This is a genomic window from Luteimonas sp. A482, from assembly GCF_054072655.1.
This window is the reverse complement of record NZ_JBSVRO010000001.1, coordinates 858,383-871,042: the sequence shown is the minus strand read 5'-3', so window position 1 is coordinate 871,042 and position 12,660 is coordinate 858,383. Positions and strand designations below refer to the sequence as shown.

Genomic DNA, 12,660 nt, shown 5'->3' with positions numbered 1-12,660 from the left:
TCTTCGATGCATTCGTGGGCATGCGCCGTTTCGATGGCGCGATGCAAAACGCACGAGGCCGCAATGCGGCCCCGGGTTGTTACAGATCGACCTGAAGGGTCGACGGTATCGCCTGGCGCGACGACGCCCGGCCGACAGGCCAGGCGCGCCGGCCCGACATCACGCCTTGACGTGGGTCTTGATGTAGTCGATCGCCTGCTGCACCGAGGTGATCTTCTCGGCTTCCTCGTCGGGGATTTCGCACTCGAACTCTTCTTCGAGCGCCATTACCAGTTCGACGGTGTCCAGCGAATCCGCGCCGAGGTCGTCGACGAAGGACGCGCTTGCGCTGACCTCCTCGTCCTTGACGCCCAGTTGTTCGACCACGATCTTCTTGACGCGTTCTTCGATGCTGCTCATTGGTTGTAGCTCCGCGGAGGCTGTTACGTTGACAAGTGTAAGGTCTGATCCGGGGCGAGGATAGCGCGTTGCCGCTGCGCGGCCCCGGTGCGGGCAGGCAGGCCGCGACATCCGGCCCCGCATTCCCTTTGAAAACGGCAACTTAGGAAAGCATCGCGGCGGGCCGCGGTGCTCCCCGGAAGACAGGGTGCATCAGGGCATGTACATGCCGCCGTTGACGTGGATGGTTTCACCGGTGATGTAGCCGGCGCCGGGGGCGGCGAGGAAGGCCACCGCATTGGCGATGTCGGAGGCCTGGCCCAGGCGCGCGAGCGCGATCTGGCTCACCAGGCCCTTCTTTACTTCCTCGGGAAGCGCGGCGGTCATGTCGGTCTCGATGAAACCCGGCGCGACCACGTTCACGGTCACGCCGCGCGAACCGATCTCCTTGGCCAGCGACTTGCTGAAGGCGATGACGCCAGCCTTGGCCGCGGCGTAGTTGGTCTGGCCGGCATTGCCGGTGACGCCGACCACCGAGGCGATGTTGATGATGCGGCCCTTGCGCGCCTTCATCATGCCGCGCATCGCGGCCTTGGAGGACCGGTAGACACTGGTGAGGTTGGTATCCAGGATCGCCTGCCAGTCCTCGTCGCCCATGCGCATCAGCAGGCCGTCGCGGGTGATGCCGGCATTGTTGACCAGGATCGACAGCGGGCCGATCTCCTTGCCGATGGTATCGATCAGCGCCTCGACCTGGCCCGGCACGGACACATCCAGCACGCGGCCATGGCCGCCGTGCGCGGAGAGCCGATCGCCGATCGCCTTGGCACCCGGCTCCGAGGTCGCGGTACCGATCACGGTCGCGCCCTGCGCGGCCAGCGTGTCGGCGATCGCGGCACCGATGCCGCGGCTGGCGCCGGTCACCAGCGCTATTTCGCCTTTGAGTTCCTGGGTCATCTTGTTCCTGCCTGTCTCAAACTGGAGCATTCTGCCGCGGATTTCGCGGGTGGACACGGATCAGCCGCAGCGTCGCGCGCTTTCCAATCCGCGTGATCCGCGTAAATCCGTGGCTGGTCAGCCTTTCAAACCTTCCAGCGCAGCGTCGAGGTCGCCTGGCGTGCCGAGCGTGCGCATGTCGATGCCCTTGTCGATGCGCCTGGCCAGTCCGGCCAGCACCTTGCCCGGGCCGCACTCGGCGATACGCGTCGCGCCCTTCGCGGTCAGCGCCTGCACGCAGCCGGTCCACTGCACCGGCAGGTACAGCTGGCGCGCCAGCGCGTCGCGGATCGCGTGTGCGCCGTCGTGCACCTCGGCATCGACGTTCTGCACCACCGGGATCGACGGCGCGCTCCAGGACAGGCCCGCCATCACTTCCGACAGGCGATTGGCCGCATCGCGCATCAGCGGCGTGTGCGAGGGCACGCTGACGGCGAGCTTCACCACCTTGCGCACGCCGCGTTCGGACAGCAGCGCCAGCGCGCGGTCGACCGCGGCCGCGTGCCCGCCAATGACGATCTGGCCGGGCGAATTGTAGTTGGCCGGCACCACCACGCCGTCCCGCGAGGCCTCGCGGCAGACCTCCTCCACCAGTGCGTCCTCGGCGCCGATCACCGCGGCCATCGCGCCGGTGCCGGCCGGTGCCGCGTCCTGCATCAGCTGGCCGCGCACGCGCACCAGACGCGCGCCGTCTTCGAGGGACAGCGCGCCGGCAGCGACCAGCGCCGCGTATTCGCCAAGGCTGTGGCCAGCCAGCAGTGCCGGCTGCGCGCCGCCCGCAGCCAGCCACGCACGCCACACCGCAACGCCCGCGGCAAGCAGCGCCGGCTGGGTGAACTCGGTGCGGTTGAGTTGCTCCTCGGGGCCGTCCTGTGCCAACGCCCACAGGTCGACGCTCGCACCCTGCGAGGCTTCGGCAAAGGTGTCGCGCACGACGGGATGACGTTCGGAAAGTTCCGCAAGCATGCCCACCGACTGCGAGCCCTGCCCGGGAAACACGAACGCGAGTTTCGGATCGGTCACGCCAACATCCGGGGTGAAAACAGGGCGGGATGATACGGGCAAAGCCATCGCGTCGTCTGTACCGGGCCGTATGCCGCGCGGCGTGGGCCGCGACAGCTACGTGCTCAGTAGCGCAGCAGCGCCGAGCCCCAGGTGAAGCCGCCGCCGAAGGCTTCGAGCAACAGCAGCTGGCCGCGCTGCACCTTGCCCGAGCGCACGGCTTCGTCCAGCGCCAGCGGTACCGAGGCCGAGGAGGTATTGCCGTGCCTGTCGACCGTGACCACGACGCGCTCCATCGGCATGTCCAACCGCTTGGCGGTGGCCTCGATGATGCGCAGGTTGGCCTGGTGCGGGATCAGCCAGTCGATGTCATGGCGGTCCAGCCCGTTGGCTTCCAGCGTTTCCTCGACCACCGAATCCATTGCCTTGACCGCGTACTTGAACACGTCGCTGCCCGACATCTGGATGCGCACGCCGGCGTTCTTCGCATTCTCCTCGAAGCCCACCGACACGCCCACCGGATTCCACAGCAGCTCCTTCTTGCTGCCGTCGGCATGCAGGTGGGTGCTGAGGATGCCGGTGTCGGCATCGGCCTTGAGTACGACCGCGCCGGCGCCGTCGCCGAACAGCACGCAGGTGGTGCGTTCGGTCCAGTCGACCATGCGGGTCAGGGTTTCGGCGCCGACCACGAGCACGGTCTTGGCATCGCCCGACTTGATGAACTTGTCGGCGATCGAGAGCGCGTAGAGGAAGCCCGAACAGGCGGCGTTGACGTCGAACGCGCCGCAGCCGGCCACGCCCAGACGTTCCTGCAGCAGGCAGGCCGAGGACGGGAAGATCAGGTCTGGCGTGGTGGTGCCGACGATGATCAGGTCGAGTTCGTCGGCGCTGCAGCCGGCAGCCTCGAGCGCGCGCACCGACGCGTGGTACGACAGGTCCACGGTGGTTTCGCCTTCGGCGGCGATATGGCGCTCACGGATGCCGGTGCGCGAGGCGATCCACTCGTCGCTGGTGTCGACGATCTTCGACAGGTCGTCGTTGGTCAGCACCTTGCTGGGGAGGTAGCTGCCGGTACCGGCGATACGTGAATAGATCCGCGCGCTGCTGCTCATCTCGTGGACGGCCCTCGGGTCGAAACGGGGCGGCCCGCGCCGCGGGATGCCGCAGGGCGCGGGCGCGGGTGACGAGCCGAGGTCACCAGGCCCGCGTGCGGGCCCGGGAGCGGGTCAATCTTCCTCGACGGCCTTCGTCTTCGGCTGGATCACCTGCTTGCCGCGGTAGTAGCCGTTGGCGGTGATGTGGTGGCGCAGGTGGGTCTCGCCCGAGGTCGGGTCGGTGGCCAGCTGCTTGGCCGTGAGCGCGTCGTGGGAACGACGCATGCCACGACGGGACGGGGTGACGCGGGATTTCTGCACAGCCATGGGATTGCTCCAGGAACGATTCGTTTGTTGCCAGTGCGGCAGCGCCGGGGCGCCAACCGCTTATTCTTTCTTCTTCAGCGCGGCCAGCCCGGCGAACGGATTGGCACGCACCTCTTCTTCCGCGGACACCGGCCAGTCGCGCTCGACCGCCTCGGAGCCCGGCTTCACCGGGATCAGCGGCAGGGCGAGGATCAGTTCGTCCTCCACCAGGTCCAGCGTCCGCAGCATGCCGTCGGCCGCGACCAGCAGCGGCTCGTAGCCTTCGGGCAGACCGGCGTCCTCGTCCTCGTCCCTGATCAGCCCCAGCCGCTGCTCGATCAGCACCGGGAACAGGAACCGCTGCAGGCTGCGCTGGCATTGCAGCGGCAGCTCAGCCTCGATCCTCAGCTCCAGATACGGCACCTGCATCGCGTCGCTGTCGAAGCCGAGTGCGAATGAAACATCGCCCTCCGCATCCGTCAGCGCATCGCGCAGCCTAGGCAGCGACGCCAGCGCGACGCTCCCCTTGAACTCCCGCCGCGCGGCAACCATCCGCCAGGCGTCCAGGATTTCGGGCAGTTCCGCAGACATAAGCTGTAGGATTTTAAAGGTCGGATCCGCCCCTGTCAAACCCGAATGGGGAAGGCAAGCCGTTGTGCCGGCAGGGGAATTTGCCCGGCAGCGCGGCGGCGGTCAGACTGCCGTCCACTTTGGGGAGCTGCATTGTGACCGTTATTGCCCTTTCCGTGCTGGTCGTTGCGGTGACGGCCGGCCTGGCGGCATGGCTGCGCCGCCGCGGCGGACAACGCAACCGCGCCATGGCGGAGCTGCTCGACGCAGCCGATGCCCTGGAGGACCGGCTGCGCACCGCGCGCTTGGAGATCGAGGCCATTGCCGGCGACGAGCACAACCCGGTGCGCGAGGCGATGCAGGAAATGCTGCGGCAGCGGCTGTGGCTGCAGCTGCACGGGCAGTCGGCCTCCCTGGAGCAGCTCCACAGCGTGCGCGAATCGATCGAGGCCGCACGCAGCAGCATCGACGCGCAGCTGCTGCAGATCGAACGCGCACGCGCCCCACTCCACTAGGCGACCTTCGTGCCGCATCCGTTCCCACTCGTGCTTGCCTCGACCTCGCGCTATCGCGCGCAGCTGCTGGAACGGCTGCGCCTGCCGTTCGAGGCCGCGCGCCCGGAGGTCGACGAGACGCCTCGGGCGGGCGAACCGCCGGCCTCGCTGGCGCTGCGCCTGGCCGTCGCCAAGGCCGAGGCGGTAGCCCGGCAGCAGCCGCAGGCGGTGGTGATCGGCTCCGACCAGGTGGCCAGCTGCGACGGTCGGCCGCTGGGCAAGCCGGGGTCACGCGAGGCCGCGATCGCGCAGCTGCAGGGAATGTCGGGGCGGGACGTGGTGTTCCTGACCGCGGTGGCGGTGGCGGTGGCCGGCCCCGGCGCCGCGACCGGGCAGGCGCTGGACACCACCCTGGTGCGCTTCCGCCCGCTGGCCGATGACGCCATCGCCCGCTATGTCGATGCCGAGCAGCCCTGGGACTGCGCCGGCAGCTTCCGCTGCGAGGGCCTGGGAATCACCCTGTTCGAGGCGATCGAGTCGCACGACCCGACCGCGCTGGTCGGCCTGCCGCTGATCGCAACGGCGCGACTACTGCGCGCGGCCGGCTTCGTCCTGCCCTGAGCCCACGCCGGTGCCGGCCGGCTGCGACGCACGATCGAACGGCGCAAAGCCGCGCGCACGCAGCACCCCCAGATACCCGTGCGCCGCTTCGGCGCGCCAGCCATAGGCCGCTTCCATCACGCCGGCATCCACGTCGGGCCAGCTTGCGCGGATATGCGCCGCGTAGCCTTCGGCGCGCACGTGCAGCTCCCGGGCCTGCTTGGCCATGTGGATGCCGTTGCCCAGCAGGAACACCAGCAACACCGACAGCAGCGGTCGCACCCAGCGCCGCCACGCGGGCTGGACGTCGCGCCAGGCCACCAGCATCAGTCCGATCCAGCCGAACCAGAACAACGACGAGAAGCTGACGTATCGGGTCACGAACGCGTGCTCGGCGCCGTACTCGGCCGCGCGCCCGAGCGCGGTCAACAGCGCACAGCCGATGCCGAACAGCATCAGCGCCAGCCACGGCAGCAGCGCGGGCTGCCAGCGCCTGGCCGCCGCCCAGACCGCGGTCGCCAGCGCGACCGCGGCCCATACCGGCGCGGCCGTGGTCGCCAGCCGCGACACACCGGCGCCAAGGTAATTGAGGACGTACATCAACAAGGTGCCAAGCCCGGGCGCACCGGCGGCGGCGCCCCGCCCCGCCCAGACCCAGCCCAGCAGAGCCCCGCCCGCGAGCAGCCACGGCAGCGCGAACAACACACGCTGCGCACGCGACAGGCCCGGATGCAGGGCCAGCAGGCCGAGCGCGATCGGGAACACCGCAAGCGTGGTCGAAAACCCGAGCACGCCCAGCGAGGCCAGCAGCACCGCCAGCAGGTTGCCGATCGCAGACAGCCCGGGCCGCGTCAGCAGCGCGATGGTGGCAACCGCGCCCAGCGTGCTGATGAACACCGCCACCTGCCAGCCCCACTGCAGGTTGACCAGATGGCCCGGGTTGAGCGCCAGCCACAGCAACGCCAGCAGCCAGATCCCGCCGATCCTGCCTACTGGAGCCGCACCGGCGATGCGCATGAGGATCCAGGCCTGCAGCACCAGCAGGCAGACACTTGCCAGGCAATCCAGCCACGGCTGCCCGCCCGAGGCAGCGGTGGTGAGCAGGAGCACGGCGTATCCGGACACGTGCAGGTGGCTGCCGTCGTGGATCCGCCAGAACGCCGAGGATGCGAGCGTTCCGTCGCGCCAGGCCTCGTACATCGGCACCAGGTCGATGTGGTCCCAGAGCATCATCGGCAGGTGCCAGGCCATCGTGGCCACAAGCAGCAGCAGGGCAAGGGTGGCGAACGCAAACCATGTGCGCAGCGGAACCGTCGTCATCCCACCCCCCTGCCCATGCGGCACGCGTCGCGCATCATTCCCCGACAAGTTCGACCGGCTGGCCGGCGAACCGCTCCACGCTGCCGTCCTTGCCCTCCACTTCCAGGCCCAGCCAATAGCGGCCCGGGCGCAGGTCGCCCGCATCGACCTGCGCGCGGAAGCCCACGTGAGGCAGCGACGGGTCCTTCGAGCGGTCGCCATAGAAGCGCTGCGGCCAGTCGTCGGGCAGCCCGTACTCGGCTTCGGCCACCACGCGGCCATCGAGCGTCAGCGACACGCGCTCCACGCCCGCAACGTCCTTGATCGCCCAGCCGCTGGCTTCGAACACGGCCGGCACCCGCGTCCCGGCCTGCGGCGCGTTGAGATAGGCGATGGCCGGCGGCACGCAGGGCGACGACGCATCCGGCGTTCCGTCCTCGAGCGCGAACAGCAGGAACCGCCTGCCGCCGCCATCGGCGTGGACGACCTGCGGCGCAGGCAGGGTCCCGAAGCGCTCGCACAGCGCCTGGTAGTGACCAAGCAGTTCGCTGAGTTTCACGTCGCTGGGCGACACGACCAGCAGCGCCGGGCGGTCGCCGGCGCCCTGTGCGCCGACTTCAAGCCCCCACAGCTGCAGCTGCGGCGCGCGCCCGTGGCCGCGGTTGAGCGCATGCGGCAGCACGGGGATGGCGGGGTCGCCCAGCGCGAAGCCGAGCTCGGCGCCGACCTTGAAGTTGTCTGCGATCAGGCGCGTGCCGGCAGGCATGGCCGCCCGCTTGGTGCGCACGGCGGCAGCGAGCTCGTCCCAGCCGGAGAAGTTCTGCGGATACCATTTGGTCTCCGCACTGCGCTCGCGCAGCGCGGGATCCGAGACGGCAGCGTAGTAGCCGAGCATCGCCAGCATGCCGGCCACCGCGACGCCCCAGGTCAGCGTGCGCAGCCAGCGCGGCCACGACGCGAGTACCAGCGGCAGCAGCGGCAGCAGCGCGACATAGCCCGGCAGCGGCCAGTGGAAGCTCACGCGCTCGGTGTCGGCGAAGAAACCGAGGATGAAGAATCCCAGCACCACGATCCCGCCCGACAGCGCCAGCAGCCGCAGCGCATCGTTGTCGTGGCGACGGAAGCGCCAGGCCGCCACCAGCAGCGCCACCAGCAGCAGTGGCGTGACGAAGGCCGCCTGGATCGGGATGAAGTCGATGCCGTCGCGGTGCAGCGCCCAGGGGTGGCGGTCGACCAGCTGGAAGCGCAGGCCGGCCTCGGCGTTTTCGATGTTCCAGGCCAGCAGCGGCATCCACGCTGCGGCGCCGAACGCGACGGCGATGATCACCCGTGGATCGCGCAGCAGCGCGCGGCCGCGCGCGATCAGCAGCAGCGCGACCACACCTGCGCCGATCGCGGCGATGAAGCGGTAGTGGCTCAGCGCACCGATCGCCAGGCCGGCCGCGAGCTGCACCGCGCTGCCGTAGCTGACCTCGCGCAGCATCCGGGTCAGCGCATCGAGGCAGAGCAGGGTCGCCAGCGCCATCAGCACGTCCGGCAGCGCCATCACCCCGAGGCTGCCGAACAGCGGCAGGACCAGCGCGCCACAGCCGGCGATCCAGGCATGGCGTGGCCCGGTTTCCCGCATCGTGATGCGCACCACCAGCCATGGCAGCGCGGCGGAAATCATGACGAACAGCGAGCGCGCGGCGAGCACGCTGTCGCCGAACAGCTCGCTGCCCAAACGGATCGTCCACGCGGTCAGCCCGGGCAGGTCGGAATAGGCCCAGGCCAGGTGTTGCCCTTCCTGCCAGTAGAAGGCTTCGTCCACGAACAGCGGCAAGCGTGCGGCCACCAGCAGCTTGGCCAGCACCACGCCCGTCCACAGCGCGATGAACGCTGTCCGCTGACCGTTCCGTTCCCGCATCCGCCGCAACCCCGTACACTGGAAATTGATCATTACGGAGAGCGTCGTGTCCGCCGCCATCCATGAACCGGCCATGCTAACCGACCGCGATCAAGAGGCGTTGACGGCCGCGCAGGACCAGGTGAACAGCCTGGTGCTGGGCAAGGCGCGCGAAGTGCAGCTGGCGTTCGTCGCGCTGCTGTGCGACGGCCACCTGCTGATCGAGGACCTGCCCGGCCTGGGCAAGACCACGCTGGCGCACGCGCTCGCCGCGACCCTGGGGCTTGGTTTCCAGCGCGTGCAGTTCACCTCCGATCTGCTGCCGTCCGACATCGTGGGCGTATCGATCTTCGATGCGCAGGCGCGGCGCTTCGAATTCCATCCCGGGCCGGTGTTCGCCAACGTCCTGCTCGCCGACGAGATCAACCGCGCCCCGCCCCGCACGCAAAGCGCGCTGCTCGAAGCGATGGGCGAGCACCAGGTGACCGTGGACGGCACCACCCACCGGCTGCCCGAACCGTTCTTCGTGATCGCCACGCAGAACCCGGTGGACCTGTCGGGTACCTATCCCCTGCCCGACTCTCAGCTCGACCGCTTCCTGCTGCGGCTGTCGCTGGGCTATCCGGACGAAACCGCCGAGCGCGCACTGCTGGCCGGCGAAGACCGGCGCGGGCTGATCGCGCGCGCCACGCCGATGCTCGGCGGCGACGACGTGACGCGCCTGCGCCAGGCGGTGACCGCCGTGCACGCCAGCGAGGCGCTGGTCAACTACGTGCAGGCCCTGCTGGCGCGCAGCCGTCACGCGCCCGGCGTGCGCGTGGGTCTGTCGCCGCGTGCCGGCATCGCCCTGCTACGCGCGGCCCGCGCCTACGCGCTGCTGCAGGGCCGGACCAGCACGACCCCGGCCGACGTGCAGGCGCTGTTTGGCGCGGTGGCCGCGCACCGGCTGGTGCCGGAGATCGAGGCAGGGGGCGACGGCGCCGCGCTGGCGACGTCGATCCTGCAGGACGTGCCGGTGGACTGATGCGGCCCGTGCCATGACTGCCGCTCCGGTCACTCCGATCCCCGCATCCGCGCCGGCTGGCCACATGCCCGCGACCGTTCGCGCGGCGCCGTGATGCTGCGGCAGCTCCGGCAGCGGCTGGACGCACGCTTCGACGCCTGGACGCGCAGGCGCACGCCGGCTTCACTGCCGGTGCGCTTCGACCGCCACCGCATCTATGTCCTGCCGACGCGCTTCGGACTGTTCTTCGGCGTGCTGCTGCTGGTGATGGGCGCGGGCGCGCTCAACTACAACAACAACCCGGCCCTGCTGCTGTGCATGCTGCTGGCAGGCGCAGGCATCGCCAGCCTGCTGCAGGCACAGCTGCAGCTGGGTGGGTTGGAGATCCACGTGATCGGCGCCGAGCCGGTGTCTGCCGGCTCGCCGCTGCAGCTGCGCATACACGCCCGCGCGGAGGCTGGACGCGAGCGGCATGGCCTGCGCGTGGAATGCGCAGGCCATGCCGCGACGCTGTCGCTGGACGATGGCACCGGCGAAGCCGACCTGGCGCTAGCCACCGCCACCCGCGGCTGGCTCGACCCCGGCCGGCTTCGCATCTCCACCACGCGGCCGCTGGGCCTGGCGCGCGCCTGGGCCTATGCCTGGGCGGATACGCCGCTGCTGGTCTATCCCGCGCCCGAAGCGGCCGGGCCACCGCTGCCCACCGGCGAAGGCGAACACGCGCAATCGCGCCTGACGCCCAGCGGCGACGACGTCCACCACCTGCGCGAGTGGCGGCGCGGCGACAGCCTGCGCGGGGTGGCGTGGAAAGCCTCGGCCCGGCGCGACGCGCTGCTGGTGCGCGAGTTCGAACAGCCGCTCGGCGCCGACATCGTGCTCGACTGGCAGGCGCTGCACGCGCTGCGCCACGAGGACCGCATCCGCCGGCTCGCGCGCTGGGTCGACGAGGCCGAGCGCGAATCGCGGCGCTACCGTCTGCACCTGCCTGGCCAGTCCGTACTGGGGCCGGGCCATGGTGCCGCGCATCGGCACGCCTGCCTGCGTGCCCTGGCCCTGCTGCCGCGGGAGGGAGGCTCCGGTGCGGCGGGCTGAGCGCGCGCCGCTCGAACGCGGCAGCCGCCGCTGGGCGCTGGCCGCCGCGGCCGCCTGCCTGCTGCCGCTGCTGCTGCAGCTGCCGGCGACCCTGGCGCTGGGCTGCGCCGGCGTCGGACTGCTGGTGGTTCTGGCTTCGCGAAGGCGTCCGCTGCCGACCTGGATCCGCGTGCTGCTGGCGCTGTGCCTGGTCGGCATGGTGCTGTCGATGTCGCGCTTCAGCCTGGGACGCGACACGGCCTGCGCCCTGCTCGCGGCGATGCTCGCGATCAAGCCGGGCGAGCTGGCCTCCCTGCGTGACGCGCGCAGCCTGGTCGGCTTTGCGCTGTTCGCGCCGTTCTCGACCTTCCTGCTCGACCAGGGGCCGCTGTCGCTGCTGCTGGGGCTGGCCGGCGTGCTCATCGCGCTGGCCGCGCTGGCGCAGCTGTCGGAGCACGAATCGGGCGCTGCGACCCGGCTGGCGCCGCGCGCGCGCCTGGCCACGGTGGGCCGGCTGCTGTTGATCGGGCTGCCGCTGGCGCTGGCGGGGTTCTGGCTGTTCCCGCGCCTGGGTGCGCCGCTGTGGGGCGTGCCCGAGCGCGCGCTGGCGCGTCCGGGCCTGTCCGACGAGATGGCGCCGGGCGAATGGCTGGACATGATGAACGACGACCGGCCCGCGCTGCGCGTCAGCTTCAGCGGACCGGTTCCCCAGCAGTCGCAGATGTACTGGCGTGGCCCGGTGCTGATGGACTACGACGGGCGCACATGGACCCGCGCGCGGCGGCTGGAAGGGCTGCCAGTGCCCGCAACCGCGCGGGTCGACGGACGCTGGCACTACGAGATGGTGCTGGAACCCACCGACCGCCGCACCCTGGTCGCGCTGGAGCTGCCCGATGCCGTGCCGGCGGGCGCGCGGCTGGCGTGGGATTACACGTTGGAGTCGCGGCTGCCGATGAGTTCGGTGACGCGCTGGCGCATGGACGCCGCGCCGCCGCGCAGCTTCGAAACGCAGCTGTATCCGTTCGTGCGGGAGGCCGCGCTGCGCCTGCCGGCCGGCTTCAACCCGCGCACCGTCGCGCTTGCGCAGCAGTGGCGGGGCGAGCTCGGCCCGTCCGCCGACGCCGCCATCGTCGAACGTGCGATGGCGATGATCCGCGCCGAATTCGGCTACACGCTGGCCACGCCCCTGCCCGGTCGCCACAGCGCCGACGAGTTCCTGTTCGAATGGAAGGAAGGCTTCTGCGAACACTACAGTTCGGCGTTCGTGATCCTGATGCGCGCAGCCGGCATTCCGTCGCGGGTGGTGACCGGCTACGCCGGCGGCTACCGCAATCCGTTCGGCGGCTACTGGATCGTGCGCAACCAGGATGCCCATGCCTGGGCGGAGGTCTGGCTGCAAGACCGCGGCTGGGTGCGGGTGGATCCGACCGCCGCGGTCGCGCCCGAACGCATCTACGACACCATCGACGACCGCGCCAACGCCGGCGGCTTCGGCGCCCTGCCCGGCGTGCTGCCGATGCTCGATGTCGGCGACTGGCTGCGCCGCGGCTGGAACGACCTGGTGCTGGGCTTCGACGCCAGCCGGCAGATGGCGATGCTGCGGCCGCTGGGCATGGGCGAGACCGGCACGCGCGGACTGGTTGCCCTGTTCGCCGTATGCGCGGGCCTGGCGCTGGCCTGGATGCTGTGGCTGACCGCGCGCGCCGAGCGCAGCGGCGATGTCGTGCTGGCCGCCTGGCGACGGCTGGGCGCACGCTACGCGAAACTTGGGCTGGCGCGTGCGCCACACGAGCCGGCGCTGCAGTGGGCCAGGCGCGTGGCCGCCGCGCGACCGGGCAAGGGCGAAACCCTGCTCTCGCTCACCGCGCGTTTCGAAGCCTGGCGTTACGCTCCGCGCAGCGCTGCTGCAGACCCATGCCCCTTGATCCGCGACCTGCGCAGGCATCGCCCCGAATGACCCGA

General features: G+C 70.5%; 13 protein-coding genes. 5 read left to right on the top strand and 8 right to left on the bottom strand.

The window, feature by feature from the left end; translation table 11 throughout:
- Positions 1-159 precede the first annotated feature (159 nt).
- The 6 genes from acpP to ACW5DW_RS03850 all read right to left on the bottom strand — a co-directional run bounded on the left by acpP (position 160) and on the right by ACW5DW_RS03850 (position 4,367).
- Entirely contained in the window at positions 160-399 is a 240-nt protein-coding gene (gene acpP / locus ACW5DW_RS03875; RefSeq protein ID WP_457017452.1) for an acyl carrier protein, read from the bottom strand.
- A 192-nt stretch (positions 400-591) separates the two neighbouring features.
- Positions 592-1,335 carry a 3-oxoacyl-ACP reductase FabG gene (fabG, locus tag ACW5DW_RS03870; RefSeq protein ID WP_457017451.1) on the bottom strand — a complete coding sequence of 248 codons (744 nt, stop codon included), beginning with the start codon at positions 1,333-1,335 and terminating at the stop codon, positions 592-594.
- Between the two features lie 117 nt (positions 1,336-1,452).
- Positions 1,453-2,397, bottom strand: a complete 945-nt coding sequence (fabD, locus tag ACW5DW_RS03865) for an ACP S-malonyltransferase (RefSeq protein ID WP_457017450.1) — start codon at positions 2,395-2,397, stop codon at positions 1,453-1,455.
- Between the two features lie 104 nt (positions 2,398-2,501).
- Entirely contained in the window at positions 2,502-3,488 is a 987-nt protein-coding gene (locus tag ACW5DW_RS03860) for a beta-ketoacyl-ACP synthase III (RefSeq protein ID WP_457017449.1), read from the bottom strand.
- Positions 3,489-3,602: 114 nt separating this feature from the next.
- The gene (gene rpmF / locus ACW5DW_RS03855) at positions 3,603-3,797 is read right to left on the bottom strand and encodes a 50S ribosomal protein L32 (RefSeq protein ID WP_457017448.1); all 195 of its coding nucleotides are present in this window, start codon (positions 3,795-3,797) and stop codon (positions 3,603-3,605) included.
- Between the two features lie 60 nt (positions 3,798-3,857).
- On the bottom strand, positions 3,858-4,367 hold the full coding sequence (locus tag ACW5DW_RS03850) for a YceD family protein (RefSeq protein ID WP_457017447.1): 510 nt from the start codon (positions 4,365-4,367) through the stop codon (positions 3,858-3,860).
- Positions 4,368-4,501: 134 nt separating this feature from the next.
- Here ACW5DW_RS03850 and ACW5DW_RS03845 point away from each other — a divergent pair, with 134 nt between their 5' ends.
- Both ACW5DW_RS03845 and ACW5DW_RS03840 read left to right on the top strand, forming a co-directional pair.
- Positions 4,502-4,861: a hypothetical protein gene (locus ACW5DW_RS03845; protein ID WP_457017446.1), complete on the top strand. Its 360-nt coding sequence runs from the start codon at positions 4,502-4,504 to the stop codon at positions 4,859-4,861.
- 9 nt (positions 4,862-4,870) lie between these two features.
- Positions 4,871-5,461 carry a Maf family protein gene (locus ACW5DW_RS03840; RefSeq protein WP_457017445.1) on the top strand — a complete coding sequence of 197 codons (591 nt, stop codon included), beginning with the start codon at positions 4,871-4,873 and terminating at the stop codon, positions 5,459-5,461.
- Here the strand turns inward: ACW5DW_RS03840 and ACW5DW_RS03835 are convergent.
- Entirely contained in the window at positions 5,429-6,760 is a 1,332-nt protein-coding gene (locus ACW5DW_RS03835; RefSeq protein WP_457017444.1) for a hypothetical protein, read from the bottom strand. The two genes, ACW5DW_RS03840 and ACW5DW_RS03835, sit on opposite strands and share 33 nt — an antisense overlap.
- Before the next feature lie 34 nt (positions 6,761-6,794).
- A complete protein-coding gene (locus ACW5DW_RS03830; protein WP_457017443.1) occupies positions 6,795-8,645 on the bottom strand; it encodes an ArnT family glycosyltransferase in 1,851 nt (616 codons plus the stop codon).
- A 46-nt stretch (positions 8,646-8,691) separates the two neighbouring features.
- Here ACW5DW_RS03830 and ACW5DW_RS03825 point away from each other — a divergent pair, with 46 nt between their 5' ends.
- The 3 genes from ACW5DW_RS03825 to ACW5DW_RS03815 all read left to right on the top strand — a co-directional run bounded on the left by ACW5DW_RS03825 (position 8,692) and on the right by ACW5DW_RS03815 (position 12,655).
- Positions 8,692-9,648: an AAA family ATPase gene (locus tag ACW5DW_RS03825; protein WP_457017442.1), complete on the top strand. Its 957-nt coding sequence runs from the start codon at positions 8,692-8,694 to the stop codon at positions 9,646-9,648.
- A 93-nt stretch (positions 9,649-9,741) separates the two neighbouring features.
- Entirely contained in the window at positions 9,742-10,719 is a 978-nt protein-coding gene (locus ACW5DW_RS03820) for a DUF58 domain-containing protein (protein WP_457017441.1), read from the top strand.
- On the top strand, positions 10,706-12,655 hold the full coding sequence (locus ACW5DW_RS03815; protein ID WP_457017440.1) for a transglutaminase TgpA family protein: 1,950 nt from the start codon (positions 10,706-10,708) through the stop codon (positions 12,653-12,655). The genes ACW5DW_RS03820 and ACW5DW_RS03815 overlap by 14 nt, the downstream gene beginning before the upstream one ends.
- The last annotated feature ends 5 nt before the right edge of the window (positions 12,656-12,660 follow it).

Bases quoted from the DNA above. Each gene is read 5' to 3' on its own strand.
- ACW5DW_RS03860 (WP_457017449.1), bottom strand. From the start codon at position 3,488: ATGAGCAGCAGCGCGCGGATCTATTCACGTATCGCCGGTACCGGCAGC.
- acpP (WP_457017452.1), bottom strand. From the start codon at position 399: ATGAGCAGCATCGAAGAACGCGTCAAGAAGATCGTGGTCGAACAACTG.
- rpmF (WP_457017448.1), bottom strand. From the start codon at position 3,797: ATGGCTGTGCAGAAATCCCGCGTCACCCCGTCCCGTCGTGGCATGCGT.
- fabG (WP_457017451.1), bottom strand. From the start codon at position 1,335: ATGACCCAGGAACTCAAAGGCGAAATAGCGCTGGTGACCGGCGCCAGC.
- ACW5DW_RS03820 (WP_457017441.1), top strand. From the start codon at position 9,742: ATGCTGCGGCAGCTCCGGCAGCGGCTGGACGCACGCTTCGACGCCTGG.
- ACW5DW_RS03850 (WP_457017447.1), bottom strand. From the start codon at position 4,367: ATGTCTGCGGAACTGCCCGAAATCCTGGACGCCTGGCGGATGGTTGCC.
- ACW5DW_RS03835 (WP_457017444.1), bottom strand. From the start codon at position 6,760: ATGACGACGGTTCCGCTGCGCACATGGTTTGCGTTCGCCACCCTTGCC.
- ACW5DW_RS03830 (WP_457017443.1), bottom strand. From the start codon at position 8,645: ATGCGGGAACGGAACGGTCAGCGGACAGCGTTCATCGCGCTGTGGACG.